The following is a 16586-nucleotide window of genomic DNA, read 5'->3' as shown; positions in this document are numbered from 1 at the left end:
TACAAGCGGCCTTTGCTGCGTATACAGAAACGAACGGACCAGCGAACGTGACGACACTGAGGCGCCATCCCCCGGTCCCGACGGAGACTTTCATGCGCATCCGGGCTTTCGGGGTGCTGTCGGCCGGCGTCTGCCTCGCCGCTCTCGTACTGGCGGGCGCGCCCTCCGCGCGCGCCGAGGGCGGCGCTGTCGACGCGCCGCCCGCCGTGGCGCAGGCCGCCGGTCCCGAGGCGGCCGGCGAGGACGGGCCGAACCTCGTGCTCCCTCTCGCGGAGCAGAACCTGCCGGCGCTGCCCGAGGAATTGCAGTCCGCGACCGACGTCGCCCAGTCGATTCCGCTGCCCGAGGCTCCCGAGGGCCCGCTGCTCGTCGAGGATGCCGCCGCGCGGGCCGCGCGGGAAGCGGCGGTCGACATTCCGCCGCCCGACCTGCCGCCGGTGACGGTCGTCATCGACGTGCCGCGCGCCGACATGGCCGCCGCCGCGCTGCGCGCCGAGCTCGACGCCGAGCACCCGTCCGTCGCGGCATTCGCGCAGCTCGCGCGACGCGACCGCGAGGCCATCGCGGCGTTCTACGCCACGCGGGCCGACGCCCCGCTCTGGTACAAAGACGGAAAGGCCCTGCCGGCCGTGCGGTCCGTCACCGACCAGCTCTCCCGGGCCGACGAAGACGGCATGGACGCCGCCGCCTACGCCGCTGCCGGCCCCGCGAACGCGACGCCGCTGGCGGTGGCGCGCGCCGAGCTGGCGCTCTCCTCGGCGGCCTACGCCTATGCCCGCGACGCGCGCGGCGGCCGCGTCGAGCCCACCCGCCTGTCCAAGCTGCTGACCCCGCCGATCGCGCTGCCCGCGCCGGCCGAGGTGCTGGCGCGCCTGGCGGCGGCATCCAACCCGGGCGCGACGCTGGCCGACTACCAGCCCGCCCATCCCGGCTATCGTGCACTGCGCCAGCAGCTCGCGATGGTGAAGGAGGCGACCGCGGCGATGCCGGCGCATGGTGCGATCCCGCCCGGCCCGGTGCTGCGGACCGGCGCGAGAGACGCCCGCGTGCCGGCGCTGCGCGCCCGCCTCGGAGCTCCCGACGCGACGGACACGCTCTACGATTCCGAGCTGGCCGATCTCGTCGCCGAGGTCCAGCGCGCCCACGGGCTCAAGGCCACGGGTCGCTTCGACGCGGCCACGGCCAACGCGTTGAACGGAACGCGCCGCGCCACCGGCGTCACCGCCGCCGAGATCATCGCCAACATGGAGAGGTGGCGCTGGCTGCCGCGCGACCTCGGCGAGCGCCATATCCTGGTGAACGTGCCGGACTATTCGCTGTCCCTCGTCGAGGACGGCCGCGTCGTCCACGAGGCCCGCGTCATCGTCGGCAAGCCCGACACGCCGACGCCGGTGTTCTCCGAGCCGATGCGATACGTGGTGGTGAACCCCTACTGGAACATTCCGCCCTCGATCATGCGCAACGAGATCCTGCCCAAGATGGCGCAGGATCCGGACTACGCGGCCAAGCACGGCTACGAGGTGGTGCGCCGCAACGGCTCGCTGTCGGTGCGGCAGCCGCCGGGCGAGCGCAACGCGCTGGGATTCATCAAGTTCCTGTTCCCCAACCAGCACTCGGTGTACCTGCACGACACCCCGTCGCGGCGGCTGTTCGCCACGGACCGGCGCGCCTACAGCCACGGCTGCGTGCGCGTCGACCAGCCGTTCCGGCTCGCCGAGTTCCTGCTCGGGGCGCAGGGCTACGACGAGGCGCGCATGCGCGGGCTGATCGGAAAGGGCGAGCGCACGATCACGCTCAAGCAGCCCGTGCCGGTGCACATCGCCTATTTCACGCTGTTCGTGGACGAGTCCGGCCGGCTGCAGCGCCGCCAGGACATCTATGGCTACGACGAGAAGATCCAGACGGCGCTCGGGATCTCCGCCGACGGACGGCGCTACGCGCACCTGCGCTGAATGGTCGCGGGAGGGTGGCCACATCCTCCCGATCATGCAACCTTGCCGGGAAACCTGGTTAACAGGGTTCATTTTCGGCGGGGGGCTAACGTGCCATTAACCCAGTTGGGCAAAGTTGGACCAACGAAACCTGCGGGACACAGCGCGCCTCGCGCGCTCCCGCCCAGGAAGAGTTGAGTCCCTTGGCGTCATCAGTTTCGCGGCGCGCTCCGGCCGCCGCCTTCCGCCTGCTTCGCTGGGTCGCGTCCGGGTTCGCCGCCTCCGCGGTGCTGATCGGCGGCACGGGCCACGTCGGAAACGCCGTCGCCAACGGCGAGACCCGCACCATCGAGATCTACCACACCCACACGCGGGAATCGGCGACCATCACCTACAAGCGCGACGGCCAGTTCGACGCCGCGGCGCTGGAAAAGCTCAACTGGATTCTGCGCGACTGGCGGCGCGACGAGCCCATCCGCATGGACCCGCGCCTGTTCGACATCGTGTGGGAGGTGCGCCGCGAGGTCGGCAGCGAGGAGCCGCTCCACGTCGTCTCCGCCTATCGCGCGCCCGAGACCAACGCCATGCTGCGCCGCCGCTCGCGCGCCGTGGCCGAGCACTCTCAGCACATGGCCGGCAAGGCCATGGACTTCTTCCTGCCCGACGTGTCGATGGCCAAGGTGCGCGAGATCGCGCTGCGCCTGCAGCGCGGCGGCGTCGGCTACTATCCGACCTCCTACAACCCGTTCGTGCATCTCGACGCCGGCAGCGTGCGCCACTGGCCGCGCATGACCCGCGACCAGCTCGCCCGCGTCTTCCCCGACGGCAAGACGGTCCACATCCCGACCGACGGCAAGCCGATGCCGCGCTACGAGGAGGCGCTGGCCGAGATCCAGGCCAATGGCGGCGTCGCGTACGCCGACGCCGGCGACAGCGGCGGCTTCTTCTCGAACCGGCGCGGCAAAAGCTTCTTCGCCGCCCTGTTCGGACGCGGCGGCGGCGACGAGGACGAGGTCGAGGACGTCGCGCCGCGCGGCCGCGCGCGGCCCGGCGGCCGGACGCAGGTGGCCTCGGTCGCGCCCGCGCAGCTCGCCTACGCGCCGACCGCATTCAATGGCGAGAGCGACAGGCCCGCGCCGTACTTCCCCAACACGACCATCGCGCCGAGCCGCCCGGCCGAGCGTCCCGCTCCCGCGCCCGTCAGGGCCGCCGCGCCGACGCCGCCCGAGCCGCAGCCCGTGGTGGTCGCCCGCGCCGAGCCGACGCCCCAGTTCGTGTGGAGCCAGGGCGCCGCCGGCCAGCAGCGCACGGCCGCCGCCCAGCCGCAATTCGCCGACGTGCCGCTGCCGACGGCGCGTCCCTCCGGCCTGCTGCCGCCGGTCGCGCTGGCGGCCGTCGACGTGCCGCTGCCGCCGGCCCGGCCGGTGCTGCTGGCCTCGGCCGGCCCGCTGACGCCGGGCCTGCTCCCCGCGTCGCCCGAGACGACGTCCAGCATCGGGCCGGCGCTGGCCTACGCTGCCGTGCCGCTGCCGCCGGCGCGCCCCGGCTCGCTCGCCGGGGTGAAGATCGCCGCCGCGCCGCCGCCGACGGCGCTGCCGCGCCAGGAGGCGCTGGACCGCAACGGCCTCGCCTGGCTGTTCGCGCGCGCCAGGACCGAGACGACGCCGGCCGCCGACGCCCATGTCGCTATGGCCAAGGCCAGGCCGGCGGCTCCGGCCCGCGACCTCTCCCCGATGACCGCGAAGCCCCATCAGGCGGTGGCCATGCGCTTCGAGGCGCGGCCCGCCGCCGATCTGGCCACGGACCGCTTCGCCGGCCCGGCGGTGAAGGCGCTGCCGGTGGCCCGCTTCACCCCCTAAGCCGGAAGACCATGAAAAAAGGCGCCCTCGCGGGCGCCTTTTGCGTTTGGGCCGGGTCGGCCGCGTCGCGGCTCACGCCAGGCCGATCACGCCGAGCCGATCACGCCATCCCGAGGGCCTCGAGGTAGAGCTCCATGATAGCCTCTTCCTCCTTGCGCTCGGCGTGGTCCTTCTTCCGGATCGCGACGATCTTGCGCAGGATCTTGGTGTCGAAGCCGTTGGCCTTCGCCTCGCCGTAGACGTCCTTGATGTCGTCGGCGATCGCCTTCTTCTCTTCCTCGAGGCGCTCGATGCGCTCGATGATGGTCTTGAGCTGATCGGCGGCGATCGAGCTGGTGTTGTCCATGGCCTGAGCCCCCGGGAATCGTGTGGAAAGTCGTCCGAGGGTTTCGGCCAAAGCCGGGGCAGGGTCAAGGCTCGCCACGGATTTGGTCTCCCGCCTGTGAATTCCGGGCATGGCGGGTCAGGACGACTTCGGACTCCAGGCGGCCCGGTGGCGCGTGGCGGTGCGTGTCGGGTGCGGTTCGACCCGCCGGAGCGCCGGGTCTTCGACGAGCGGCGCGAGCGCGTCGGCCAGGCGCTCTCCCCACGCCGCCGCGTCCTCCGACGTCGAAACGAGGTCCTGCCGGATCTCGATCAGCGCGTTGGACAGGCCTCGCCGGGTGGCGTGGCGGTTCAGCGTGTCGCCCGCCAGAGCCCCGTCATAGGGCTCATTGTCGCCGACCGTCAGCGCCGGATCGGCGGAAAGCGCGGCGATCAGGGGAAGCGGCAGGCGCGGGTCGCTGTCCCACAGCACGGTGACGTGCCAGGGCCGCGCCGTCCCCTTCCAGACCGGCGTGAAGGAGTGGACCGAGACGATGGCGGGCGGCGCGCCCGCCGCCAGCGCGCGCTCCACCGCTTCGCCGACGGCCCGGTCGTAGGGCCGGTAGAAGCGCGCGAGCCGCCGCTCCACCTCGGCCGCGTCCACCCGCGCATTGCCTGGCACGACCGCGCCGTCCGACAGCTTCATCACCAGCGTCGGGTCGTCCTCGCCGCGATTCGGATCGATCAGCAGGCGCGAGAACGTGCTGAGCACGGCTGGCGCGCCGAGCCGGCGGGCGAGCGCGCGGGCCGCCGCCGCGGCCCCGATATCGTAGGCGATGTGGCGGGCCAGCTCGCTCGCCGGCAGCCCCAGCGCGCCGTACTCCGGCGGCATGGCGTTGGATGCGTGGTCGCAGATCACGAGCACGCCCCGGGCGGGATCGCCGGGCACGGTCTCGACCGGCGCGGCCGGCGCGTTGGCGGGAGTCAGCATGGCGGCGGGATAACCGGAGAGGCCTGGCCAGTCCAGCCTCCGCGCGCCGGGCGCCCGAGATCCGCGCGGGGAGCGCGGTTGACAGCGCGCGGCGGCTCCGGGCAAATCGACCGGCGCCGCCGCCCGTTCACCGCACCCGAGGCATCCCAGCCGCTCATGCGCCGCCCTTTCCTCGTCCTCGCCCTTCTGGCCCTCGGCCTCGGCTTTTCGCCGCCCGCCCGCGCCGATCTGCGCCTGTGCAACATGACGCAGAGCCGCGTCGGCGTGGCGATGGGCTATCGCGACGCGCAGGGCTGGCTGTCAGAGGGCTGGTGGAATCTCAAGCCGAACGATTGCGAGACCATGCTGAAGGGCGCGCTGGCTGCGCGCTACTACTACGTCTTCGCGCAGGACTACGACCGCGGCGGCGAATGGGGCGGCAAGACCTTCATGTGCGTGCGCGACAAGGAGTTCACGATTCGCGGCGTCGAGGACTGTCTGGCGCGGGGGTTCGATCGGGTCGGCTTCTTCGAGATCGACACCGGCGAGCAAAAGAACTGGACCGTCCAGCTCACCGACCCGACCCGTCCGCTGCCGCGCGCGCCCTGAGGAGCGGCGCGGAGAGGAGAGGGGGGCGTCCGCCTGCCCGCGTCGCGCGGTGATCGCCCGACCACGACAAGCGATTCCCGCGACTCGCGAATCCGAAGTGATCGCGGAATCACCGCCCCGGAACGGCCAGGTCTTCAACGACCAGGTCTTCGCTTAACGCCTGTCACTGTTGCGTGAACCCCACAGCCTCGTTCTCCCCGCCCCGTTAGACTGTTCCGGGTCCGGCATGTCCGGGGGCTCGGGAGGCTCGAGACTGGATGGCGCGGTTGGGGCGGGATCACGACGATGCGGCGGTGGACGCGGCGCGCCTGCTGCGCCGGCTCGGCTTCGCCGTGCTCGCCATGGCCGCGCCGGCTCTCGCCATCGGCACGCGGCGCGGGCTCGTCATCGTGGTGCCGATCGGCATGGCGCTGCTGCTGCTCGCCAGCCTGCTGGAAACCGAGGGGCGCGCCCCGTTCTCCCGCACCTGGGAGGGGCTGCGCGGGCCGGCCGGGCTCCTCGCCGGCTTCATCTTCTTCTGGGCCGCGCTGTCGCTGCTGTGGACGCCTTTTCCGGCCGAGGCGGCGGAGCGCCTCGTCAATGCGCTCGGTTTCGGCCTGTTCGGGCTCCTCACCGCGGCGGCGCTGCCGGAGCGGATGCGCTCCTCCGATCTCTACCTGCTGCCCGTCGGCGTGGGCCTGGCGGGGATCGGCGCGCTGGCGCTGACGATCTGGCCGATGATGAGCCCCTCGGTCGCGGAGTTCGACCGTTCGCTGCTCGACCGCGGGCTGCTCCTGCTGGTGCTGATGGCGCCGATGGCCGTGACCTGGCTCGTGTCGCGCGACCGTTTCGTCTCCGCCTTCCTGCTCGTGGCGGTGGTCACGGCCTCGCTGGTGCTCGGCAACGCTCAGGCGGCCCTGGCTGCGATGATCCTCGGCGCGCTGGTGTTCGCGGTCGCCACCGTCAACCCGCCGCTGGGGCGGATGTTGTCGCTCGCGGCCATGCCCGGCCTCGTCATCGCCGCGCCGCTGATTCCCTTCCTGCTGCGGCCCGGGGCCAAGCTGGTGCTGGGCTCCGACCATGCGCGCGTCAACAGCGTGCGGACGTGGGCGCGCATCGTCACCGACGATCCGCTGCGCCTGATCACCGGGCACGGCCTCGACACGGCGATGAGGGCCAAGGCGGCCGGCCTCGTGCCGGCGCAGACACCGAGCGGCATCCTGTTCGAGGTCTGGTACGACCTCGGCTTCCTCGGGGCCGGCGCGCTGGCGCTGCTGCTCTCGCGCGCCATTCTCGGCGCGAGCCGCCTGCACGCGGGCGCCGCGCCCGGCGCGCTGATGACGTTGATGGTGGCCTTCACGCTGGCCGTCGCGGGGCAGGGCTCGATCCAGGCCTGGTGGCTGATCGGCCTGTCGGTGGCGTGCGTGATGGTCTTCGCGGTCGACCACGGCCAGTACCGCACGCGGCGGCCGCCCTCGCGCATCGTCGCGCCGCGCCGGCGGCGCATCCCGGCCCCGTGAGGCGCTAGCCCCCGGCGGCGCGGGCCGGCCGCGCCGCGCCGGCGCGTCCTTCGGCGACGGCGTGGCAGGCCACTCCCTCGATCGTCGCGGGGGCCTCGCGCCGGCAGCGTTCGTCGGCCAATCCGCAGCGCGGGTGGAACGTGCAGCCGGAAGGCGGCGCGATCGGGTTGGGGATCTCCCCCTGCACCGGCGTGCGCGGGCGGCCGGACATCGCCAGGTCCGGCACGGCGTCGAGCAGCATCCGCGTATAGGGATGGCGCGGCGCGGCGAACACGTCGCGGGCCGGAGAGACCTCGACGAGACGGCCGAGATACATCACGCCGATGGTCGTCGCCATGTGGCGCACCACGGCGAGGTTGTGGCTGATCAGCAGGTAGGTGAGGCCCAGCCGGTCCTGGAGGTCGCGCATCAGGTTGAGGATCTGCGCCTGCACCGACACGTCCAGCGCCGAGGTGGGCTCGTCGCAGACGATGAAGTCCGACTCGGCCGCCAGGGCGCGGGCGATGGCGATGCGCTGGCGCTGCCCGCCGGAGAACTCGTGCGGGAACTTGCGCGCGTCCGCGGGGTCGAGGCCGACCAGCTTCAGCCCTTCCCCGACGCGGTGCTCCACCTCGCGGCGGTCCCGCGCCAGATTGAAGGCTCGGATCGGCTCGGCCACGATGTCTCCCACGCGCCAGCGCGGGTCGAGGCTGGCATAGGGGTCCTGGAAGATCATCTGGATGCGGCGACGCAGCCGCGCCCGGCGCGCGGCGTCCTTGCGGTCGGTCATTGAGACGCCGTCGATGACGACCTCGCCCGCGCTCGGAGGCAGCAGGCCGACCACCATGCGCGCCACCGTCGACTTGCCGGAACCCGATTCGCCGACCAGCGCGAAGGTCTCGCCGCGTCGAATCTCGAAGCTGACGCCGTCGACGGCCTTCAGCGTCTGGCGCGGCTCGCGCGCCACCACGCGGTCGAGCCACGGCTTGGACACGTCGAAGACGCGCCGCAGCCCGGTGACCTGGACGAGAGGGGCGTCGGTCATGGCTTCGCCTCCTCGGTCGGAACGGGCGGGGAATCGGCCGGGATGCGGTCCGCCCGGGCGCGGGCCGACTCCATGCCGGGTTCGTAGAGGAAGCACGCGACCCTGTGGCCCTCGTGCTCCATCGGTTCGGGCCGCTCCAGCCAGCACTGCGCGAAGGCGTGCGGGCAGCGCGTGTGGAACGCGCAGCCGCTCGGGATGGCGGCGAGCCTGGGCATCGAGCCGGGGATCTGCACCAGGCGGTCGGCCGTCCCCTCGAGCGTGGGGATGGAGCCCATCAGCCCGCGCGAATAGGGGTGGAACGGCCGCTTCACCACGTCGCGCACCGGCCCGATCTCGGCGACGCGGCCCGCATACATCACCGCCACGCGGTCTGCGGTTTCGGCGATGACGCCCATGTCATGGGTGATGAGCATGACGGCCGTGCCGCGCTCGGCGCAGAGCCGCTTGATGAGCCCGATGATCTGCGCCTGCACGGACACGTCGAGCGCCGTGGTCGGCTCGTCGGCGATCACCAGTTCCGGCTCCGCGCACAGGGCCAGCGCCAGCACGACGCGCTGGCGCATGCCGCCGGAGAACTCGTGCGGGTAGCCGTCGATGCGCCGTTCGGCAGCCGGAATGCCGACCTCCTTGAGCAAATCGATGGCGCGCCGGCGCGCCTCGGCGCGGCCGACCGGGAGGTGGGTGAGGATGGTCTCGACGATCTGGTCGCCGACGCGATAGAGCGGGTTCAGGCTGGTCAGCGGATCCTGGAACACCATGCCGATGCGCCGCCCCCGAATGCGGCGCATCGCCGCCGGGGGCAGGTCGTCGATGCGCTGGCCCCCCAGCAGGATTTCGCCGCCGGAGATCCGGCCGGGCGGCTCGATCAGGCCGATCACCGCCGCGCCCGTGACGGACTTGCCGGCCCCCGATTCGCCCACCACGCCCAGCACCTCGCCGCGCGCGATGTCGAAGGACACGCCGTCCAGCGCTTTCAGCGTGCCGCGGCGGGTAACGAAGTCGACCTTCAGGTCGCGGACGGAGAGAACCGGTTGGGTCATCGCAATTTCGGATTGAGCGCGTCGCGCAGCCAGTCGCCGACCATGTTCACGGCGAGCACGAAGGCGGCGAGGGTGATGCCGGGGAAGGCGACGATCCACCACTCGCCGGAAAACAGGAAATCGTTGCCGATGCGGATCAGCGTGCCCAGCGAGGGCTGCGTCGGCGGCAGCCCCACGCCCAGGAAGGACAGCGTGGCCTCGGTGATGATGGCGAGCGCCAGGTTGATGGTGAGGATCACCAGCACCGGGCCGATCACGTTGGGCAGCACGTGGCGCAGCATGATCAGCGGCGCCGGGATGCCGATCAGCCGCGCCGCCTGCACGTAGTCCTTGTTCTTTTCCACCAGCGTCGAGCCGCGGATAGTGCGCGCGTACTGCACCCAGAAGGACAGGCCGATGGAGACCACCAGCACGCCGAAGGCGGTGTGCTCGCGCGCCACGCCCTTGAACAGGGCCCGCACCACGCCGTCGATCACCAGGGCGATGAGGATGGCGGGGAAGGTGAGCTGGATGTCCGCCACGCGCATGATGAACGCATCCAGCCGGCCGCCGAGATAGCCGGCGAGCAGGCCCAGCGAGATGCCCAGCGTCGCCGCGATGGCGACGCCGCAGACGCCGACGATCAGCGACACGCGCATGCCGTAGAGGATGGCCGACCACAGGTCGCGGCCCTGATTGTCGGTGCCGAGCAGGAATTGCGGGTCGCCGCCCTCGACCCAGCGCGGCGGCAGCAGCGAGTTCAGCAGATCGACGCTCGCCGGATCGAACGGGTTGGTCGGCGCGATCCACGGGGCGAACGCCGCCCCGGCCAGCATGACGACCGTGACGAAGGCCGACACCATCGTCACCTTGGAGGCGAGGAAGCTCGCCAGGATGTCGGAGTCGCGCAGCCTTGCCCACGCCGAGGCGCGGGCGGCGGCGGTCGGCGTGGTCGCGGGTTCCGGCGTCATCGCATCCTCACGCCGTCTGGAAATGCGCGCGCAGGCGGGGATCGACGACGGCGTAGAGGATGTCGACGACCAGGTTCACCATCACGAAGATGAAGGCGATCAGCATCAGATACGCCGCCATGATCGGGATATCGACGTTCTGCACCGCGCCGAGGAACAGCGCGCCCATGCCCGGCCACTGGAACACGTACTCGGTGATCAGCGCGAAGGCGATCAGCGAGCCGAGCTGCAGGCCGGCGATGGTGATCACCGGAACCAGCGTGTTCTTCAGCGCGTGGCCGAAATGGATCGCCCGGTCGGACAGGCCGCGCGCCCGCGCGAACTTGATGTAGTCGGTGCGCAGCACCTCGAGCATCTCGGCGCGCACGAGCCGCATGATCAGCGTCATCTGGAACAGGCCGAGCGTGATCGACGGCAGGATGATCGCCTTGAGGCCGCTCGGCGTCAGCAGCCCGGTCGACCAAAAGCCGAGCTGCACCACCGCGCCGCGTCCGAACGACGGCAGCCAGCCCAGTTGCACCGAGAACACGTAGCGCAGCAGGATGGCGATGAGAAACGTCGGCAGCGACACGCCCGCCAGCGACAGCGCCATGAAGGCGGAGGACAGCGCCGAGCCGCGCCGCAGCGCCGTGTAGACGCCCATCGGGATGCCCACCACCAGCGAGAACAGCGCGGCGACAAGCGACAGCTCCAGGGTCGCCGGCATACGCTCGCCGATCAGCGTCGAGACCGGCTGGCGGAACTGGTAGGAGATGCCGAAGTCGAAATGCGCGGCGCGGGCGAGATAGCGCCCGAACTGCACGATGACGGGGTCGTCGAGGCCGAGTTCGGCCCTAATCTTGAGCCGCTGCTCCTGCGGCGTGTCGAGCGAGACGATCTGGTTGATCGGGTCGCCCACCAGGCGGAACAGCGCGAACGCGATCAGCCCCACCGTCAGGAGCACGACGACGGATTGGGCGATGCGTCTGAGAATGAAAGCGAGCATGAAAACCCTTCGGACGGCCGCGATGCGAAAATGCGGCCGGACGGCGCCCCGGCGCGGGCCGGGGCGCCGCGTCGGTCAGTCCTTGGTGATCCAGTAGAGCAGGACGGAATTGTCCGCGCGCTGGGCGACCTTGACGTTCTTCGCCACGCCCCAGGCCAGCGACTGCTGGTGCAGCGGGATGTAGCCGTAGTCGTCGAAGCCGATCTTGAAGGCTTCCTTGATCATCTGGTTGCGCTTCTCGACGTCCGTCTCGACCAGGATCTGGTCGGTGAGCGCGTCGAGCTTCTTGTTGCAGTAGTTGCCGAGGTTCGACTCGCCCCGGTTGGAGTTCGGGTTGTCGCGGCAGCCCATGATGTCGAACAGCACGTTATGGCTGTCGAACGTGCCGGGCGTCCAGCCGAGCAGGTAGAACGACGTCTTGTAGTCGCCGGACTTCAGCACCTTGGCGAAGAACTGCGCCTTGGGCTGGGCATTGAGGTTCACCTTCACGCCGATGCGCGCCAGCATGCCGACGGCCGCCTGGCAGATCGCGCCGTCATTGACGTAACGGTCGTTGGGGCAGTCCATGCCGACCTCGAAGCCGTTGGGATAGCCGGCGTCGGCCAGCAGCTTCTTGGCGCCGTCGACGTCGAGCTTCGGGCGGACGAAGTCCTTGGAGTAGACGAACAGCTCGGGCGCGATCATCAGCGCCGAGGGAGTCGAGAGGCCGCGCATGACGCGCGTCTTGATCGCCTCGATGTCGATCGCCTTGTAGAAGGCTTCGCGCACCCGCGGGTCCTTGAAGGGGTTCTTGCCCTTGACGTTGGACTCCAGCAGCTCGTCGCGCGTCTGGTCGAAGCCGAGGAAGATGGTGCGCAGCTCCGGCCCGGTGAGCACCTGGGCGTTGGCCGAGGCGTTGACGCGCTGGATGTCCTGGAGCGGCACCGGCTCGATGATGTCCACCTCCCCGGACAGCAGCGCGGCGACGCGTGTCGCGTCGGAGTTGATCGGCGTGAAGATCACCTCCGTCAGATTGTGCTCGGGCTTGCCCCACCAGCCGGGGTTGGGCTTGAAGACGGTCTTCACGCCGGCCTGATGGCTCTCGATCTTGAACGGCCCGGTTCCGTTGGCGTTCAGCGCCGCGTAGCTCGGCGTGGTCGCGGCGGCCGGCGTGGGCGCGACGGCGTTGTTCGCCTCCGCCCACTTCTTCGACATGATGTACCAGGTGTCCCACTGAGAGTTCAGGATGGGATTGGGCGAGGACAGGACGACGTCGACCGTGTAGTCGTCGACTTTCACGAACTTGGCGTCCTTGGGCACGCGCGTCTGGAAATTCGAGCCCTGCGCTCGAACGCGATCGGCGGAGAACAGCACGTCGTCGGCGGTGAAGTCCTCGCCGTTCTGGAACTTCACGCCCTTGCGCAGGTAGAAGCGCCATCGTGTGGGCTCCGGCGTCTCCCACCGCTCCGCGAGGCCGGGCTGGATGGCGAGGTCCTTGCCGCGCTTGGTCAGGCCTTCGTAGACGTTGCCGAGATGGGCGTTCGTGGTCGTCTCGTTCAGCGTGTAGGGATCGAGCGATTTCAGGTCGCCCTGGTTGGCGTATCGCAGCGTCTTGGCGAAGGCCGGCGCCATGGTCAGCGCCAGGGCAGTCGCGGCCAGGATCACGGTTTTCCGGAACATCTCATCCCTCCAGCGTCGGCCGGTTCGGCGCGCAACGCGCCTCTCGGCCTGTTTTCATCCGAATTCCAGGCGGTCTCGCGCCGCCGATGACCGCGAGACTAGACGCGCTCGCGCGCCGGGGTCCAGCGTTTAAGCGCGCGGGGCGCCCGTCAGGCCGCAAGTTCCGACGTCAGGCGCCGGATGAAGGCTTCTCCCGCCTCGAATTCCGACACCGCGATGAACTCGTCCGCCTGATGGGCCTGGTCGATGTCGCCGGGGCCGCACACCACGGTCGACCAGCCGGCTTTCTGGAAGATGCCGGCCTCCGTGCCGTAGGAGACGACGTGCAGGCCGTTGTCGCCCGTCAGGCGGCGGACCAGTCGTTCGGCCTCTCCGTCGACCTCCGGCGCGAGCCCCGCCACGGCGGCGCGGAACTCGATGTCGACGCCGGTGTCCGGGGCGACGGCGCGCATGCGCGGTTCGATCACCTCGCGGACATAGGCCTCGAATCGATCCTTGTAACTCCACGGATCCTCGGTAGGGATGGCCCGGACCTCGGTGACGAAGCGGCACTCGGCGGCGACGACATTGGTGGCGATGCCGCCGTTCAGCGTGCCGCAATGCAGAGTCGTCCAGGGCGGCAGGAACGGGTTGTCGGGATCGGCGCGCCGCTTGTTCTCCTCCATCGTGTCGTCGAGCCAGGTGACGAGGCGCGCTGCGGTCATCGTCGCGCTGACGCCGATGTCGATGCGGCTGGAATGCACGGTATGGCCGCGCACGGTCGTGAACCACGATACCGAGCCCTTGTGGCCGGTGACGACGCGCATCAGCGAGGGTTCGCCGACGATGACGGCGGACGGCGTCGGCAGCACGCGCGCCATCTCCTCCACCATCGGCGGCGCGCCGGTGCAGCCGACCTCCTCGTCGTAGGACAGCGCGAGGTGGAAGGGCCGCTTCAGGCCGGCGCGCAGCATGTCCGGCACGGCCGCCAGCGCCAGCGCGTCGAAGCCCTTCATGTCGCACGCGCCGCGTCCGTAGAGCCGGCCGTCGCGCTCGGTGAGGACCCAGGGATCGGTCGTCCAGGCCTGCCCGTCCACCGGCACCACGTCGGTATGGCCGGACAGCACGACGCCTCCCTCCACGGTGGGACCGACGGTGGCGAAGAGATTCGCCTTCTGACCGTCGGGGCTGGGCACAAGCCGGCTCTCGACGCCGTGGCTGGCCAGGTAAGCCCGGATGAACTCGATGCAATCGAGATTGGACGCGCTTGAGACGGTGGGAAACGCAATGAGACGCGCAAGCATCTCCCTGGAAGACAATTTCATGAGCACACTCCGACGCGCGACTGTCGGCCGGCCGGGCAGGAGAGGTCAAGCGCGGCGGGCGGATTGACTTGGCGGCCCGCGGTCCGGACAGTTCGCGTCCGTTTCCGCCGCTCCGCGAGGCCCCTCATGTCCGTATCGTTCGATGTCAGCCTGTCCGACGTGGAGGCCGCCCGCGCCCGCATCGCCGGCCGGGTGCGCCGCACTCCCGCCTGGCGCAGCCCCGCCCTCTCGGCCCGATTCGGGCGCGACGTGACGATCAAGCTGGAATGCCTCCAGCTCGCCGGCTCGTTCAAGGTGCGCGGCGTCGCCAACAAGCTGCTGGGGCTGACGCCCGAGGAGCGGGCGCGCGGCGTCGTCGCGGTCTCCGGCGGCAATCACGCCATCGCGGTGGCGCGCGGCGCGGCCGAGTTCGGCGTCGACGCCCTGGTGCTGATGCCGACCGCCACGGCGCGCTTCAACGTCGAGCTGACGCGCGGCTACGGCGCGCGCGTCGAGTTCTGCGAGACGGCGGCCGAGGCCTTCGCGAAGGCCGAGACCTACGCCGCCGCGGGCCGCATCAGCCTGCACGCCTACGACGATCCGGTGATCATCGCGGGCAACGGCACGACGGGCCTCGAGTTCGCCGAGGACGCGCCGGACCTCTCCCATGTGTTCGTCGCCATCGGCGGCGGCGGCTTCGCAGCTGGCGTGGCGGCCGCGATCAAGGGCCGCAATCCGGCCGTGCAGATCCACGGCGTCGAAACCGAGGGGGCGGAGACGATGACGGCCGCCCTCGCCGCCGGCCGGCCGGTCACCATCAAGCCGACGTCGATCGCCCGCACGCTCGGCGCGCCCTTCGTCACCGAACGCACGCTGGCGGCGGCGCGCGCCCTGTTCGCCGGCGTTCATCTCGTGCCCGACGCCGAGGCGGTGCGGGAGATGCGCTATCTGCTGCAGGAGGAGAAGGTGCTGTGCGAACCGGCGGCGGCCTCCACCGTCGCCGCCGCCGCCCGGCTGCTGCCGGACCTGCCGGCGGACGCGCGGATCGGCCTCGTCCTGTGCGGCTCCAACATCGCGCTCGACGACGTCGAGGCCCTGTCGCGCCAGTTCGGTGTGGCCTAGAACACGCGGCGAACGCGCCTTGCGCGATTTTCGCGCGAGATCGCGCGACAAAACGCGAGATCGGGCCATGCTGTCCTCCCAAGGAGGCGCGGCTTGATCTAGTCTGCCGGAAAACAGGTTCTATCTGCCGCCGAGGTTGCAACATGGCCGTCATCAACCGCATCGCCGCGTTCGCCGACGAGATCGCCGACTGGCGACGCGATCTGCACGCGCACCCCGAGCTCGACTACGACGTGCACCGCACGGCGGGCGTGGTGGCCGAAAAGCTGAAGGCGTTCGGCTGCGACGAGGTGGTCACGGGCATCGGGCGAACCGGCGTGGTCGGCGTCATCAAGGGATCCCTGCCCGGCGACCGGGTGATCGGGCTGCGGGCCGACATGGACGCCCTGCCGATTCAGGAGATCACCGGCAAGCCCTACGCCTCGCGCAACGCCGGCCGGATGCACGCCTGCGGCCATGACGGCCATACGGCGATGCTGCTCGGCGCCGCGCGCTACCTCGCCGAGACGCGCAATTTCGCCGGGACGGCGGTGGTGATCTTCCAGCCCGCCGAAGAAGGCGGCGGCGGGGGCAAGGCGATGGTCGATGACGGATTGATGGACCGCTTCGGCGTGCAGGAAGTCTACGGCATGCACAACGCGCCCGGCCTGCCGGTCGGCGAGTTCGCGCTGCGGCCCGGCCCGATGCTGGCCGCCGCCGACCGCTTCACCATCCAGATCGAGGCCAAGGGCGGACATGCGGCCTATCCGCACCAGGCCATCGACGCGGTGGTCATCGGCAGCCAGATGGTGACAGCGCTGCAGTCGGTGGTCGCCCGCAACGTCGACCCGCTCGAATCGGCGGTGCTGTCGATCACCTGGTTCCACGCCGGCGACGCCTTCAACGTCCTGCCGCAGTCGGCGACGCTGAAAGGCACGGTGCGCACCTTCAAGCCGGCGGTGCAGGACCTGGTGGAACAGCGCCTCAAGGACGTGGCGACGGCGGTCGCGGCGATGCACGGCGCGACGGCGACCGTCGAGTACAATCGCGGCTATCCGTGCACCAGCAACCACCTCCGCCAGACCGAGTTCGCCGCCTCGGTGGCGAAGGAGGTCGCTGGCGAGGACAAGGTCGACACCGACTACGCGCCGGTGATGGGGGCGGAGGATTTCTCCTACATGCTGCTGGCGCGCCCGGGCGCGTTCATCTTCATCGGCAACGGCGACACCGCGAGCGTCCACCACCCCGCCTACGACTTCGAGGACAGGGCCATTCCGCACGGGGTCAGCTATTGGGCGCGCCTCGTGGAGGCGTCGATGCCGGCCGCCTGAGCGGCGGGGGCTGGCCCAAGAAAAAACCCCCGGCCGCCGGCC

The 16586-nt window shown here is 70.7% G+C and carries 14 protein-coding genes; 6 read left to right on the top strand and 8 right to left on the bottom strand.

From position 1 onward, the window contains the following. The first annotated feature begins 92 nt into the window (after nucleotides 1-92). Together NK718_RS10030 and NK718_RS10025 are read left to right on the top strand one after the other, a co-directional pair. Nucleotides 93-1952, top strand: coding sequence for a L,D-transpeptidase family protein (locus tag NK718_RS10030; RefSeq protein ID WP_254741253.1), 1860 nt, complete (start codon nucleotides 93-95; stop codon nucleotides 1950-1952). A gap of 182 nt (nucleotides 1953-2134) precedes the next feature. After that, the gene (locus NK718_RS10025) at nucleotides 2135-3790 is read left to right on the top strand and encodes a peptidoglycan L,D-endopeptidase MepK (protein WP_254741250.1); all 1656 of its coding nucleotides are present in this window, start codon (nucleotides 2135-2137) and stop codon (nucleotides 3788-3790) included. 100 nt (nucleotides 3791-3890) lie between these two features. Here NK718_RS10025 and NK718_RS10020 read toward each other — a convergent pair whose 3' ends face one another. Then, a complete protein-coding gene (locus NK718_RS10020; protein WP_254741247.1) occupies nucleotides 3891-4136 on the bottom strand; it encodes a DUF2312 domain-containing protein in 246 nt (81 codons plus the stop codon). Nucleotides 4137-4253: 117 nt separating this feature from the next. Further along, nucleotides 4254-5084, bottom strand: a complete 831-nt coding sequence (locus tag NK718_RS10015) for an N-formylglutamate amidohydrolase (protein ID WP_254741244.1) — start codon at nucleotides 5082-5084, stop codon at nucleotides 4254-4256. A gap of 156 nt (nucleotides 5085-5240) precedes the next feature. Between NK718_RS10015 and NK718_RS10010 the strand changes: the two genes are divergently transcribed. Next, on the top strand, nucleotides 5241-5672 hold the full coding sequence (locus NK718_RS10010; RefSeq protein ID WP_254741241.1) for a DUF1036 domain-containing protein: 432 nt from the start codon (nucleotides 5241-5243) through the stop codon (nucleotides 5670-5672). Between the two features lie 257 nt (nucleotides 5673-5929). Further along, on the top strand, nucleotides 5930-7171 hold the full coding sequence (locus NK718_RS10005) for a peptide ABC transporter permease (protein WP_254741238.1): 1242 nt from the start codon (nucleotides 5930-5932) through the stop codon (nucleotides 7169-7171). Nucleotides 7172-7175: 4 nt separating this feature from the next. Here the strand turns inward: NK718_RS10005 and NK718_RS10000 are convergent, their stop codons facing one another. The 6 genes from NK718_RS10000 to argE all read right to left on the bottom strand — a co-directional run bounded on the left by NK718_RS10000 (nucleotide 7176) and on the right by argE (nucleotide 14133). Beyond that, nucleotides 7176-8195, bottom strand: a complete 1020-nt coding sequence (locus NK718_RS10000) for an ABC transporter ATP-binding protein (protein ID WP_254741235.1) — start codon at nucleotides 8193-8195, stop codon at nucleotides 7176-7178. Continuing rightward, nucleotides 8192-9235 (bottom strand): ABC transporter ATP-binding protein, encoded by a 1044-nt coding sequence (locus NK718_RS09995; RefSeq protein WP_254741232.1) that lies wholly within the window; start codon nucleotides 9233-9235, stop codon nucleotides 8192-8194. The genes NK718_RS10000 and NK718_RS09995 overlap by 4 nt, the downstream gene beginning before the upstream one ends. Then, complete coding sequence (locus NK718_RS09990) at nucleotides 9232-10185, bottom strand: ABC transporter permease (protein ID WP_254741229.1); 954 nt, start codon at nucleotides 10183-10185, stop codon at nucleotides 9232-9234. Before NK718_RS09990 ends, NK718_RS09995 begins: the two co-directional genes overlap by 4 nt. A 7-nt stretch (nucleotides 10186-10192) precedes the next feature. After that, nucleotides 10193-11170 (bottom strand): ABC transporter permease, encoded by a 978-nt coding sequence (locus tag NK718_RS09985; RefSeq protein ID WP_254741226.1) that lies wholly within the window; start codon nucleotides 11168-11170, stop codon nucleotides 10193-10195. A 75-nt stretch (nucleotides 11171-11245) separates the two neighbouring features. Beyond that, complete coding sequence (locus NK718_RS09980; RefSeq protein ID WP_254741223.1) at nucleotides 11246-12829, bottom strand: ABC transporter substrate-binding protein; 1584 nt, start codon at nucleotides 12827-12829, stop codon at nucleotides 11246-11248. Nucleotides 12830-12978: 149 nt separating this feature from the next. Beyond that, nucleotides 12979-14133, bottom strand: coding sequence for an acetylornithine deacetylase (gene argE, locus NK718_RS09975; RefSeq protein WP_254741220.1), 1155 nt, complete (start codon nucleotides 14131-14133; stop codon nucleotides 12979-12981). A gap of 126 nt (nucleotides 14134-14259) precedes the next feature. Between argE and NK718_RS09970 the strand changes: the two genes are divergently transcribed. Both NK718_RS09970 and NK718_RS09965 read left to right on the top strand, forming a co-directional pair. Beyond that, the gene (locus NK718_RS09970; protein ID WP_254741217.1) at nucleotides 14260-15234 is read left to right on the top strand and encodes a threonine ammonia-lyase; all 975 of its coding nucleotides are present in this window, start codon (nucleotides 14260-14262) and stop codon (nucleotides 15232-15234) included. Nucleotides 15235-15377: 143 nt separating this feature from the next. After that, on the top strand, nucleotides 15378-16544 hold the full coding sequence (locus NK718_RS09965) for a M20 aminoacylase family protein (protein ID WP_254741215.1): 1167 nt from the start codon (nucleotides 15378-15380) through the stop codon (nucleotides 16542-16544). Nucleotides 16545-16586 lie beyond the last annotated feature (42 nt).

It is taken from the genome of Alsobacter ponti, from assembly GCF_024294805.1.
In the GTDB taxonomy this organism is placed as follows: Bacteria; Pseudomonadota; Alphaproteobacteria; order Rhizobiales; family Beijerinckiaceae; genus Alsobacter; species Alsobacter ponti.
Note: the sequence above shows the minus strand (reverse complement) of the source record. Positions and strands in the feature narration are given on the sequence as shown.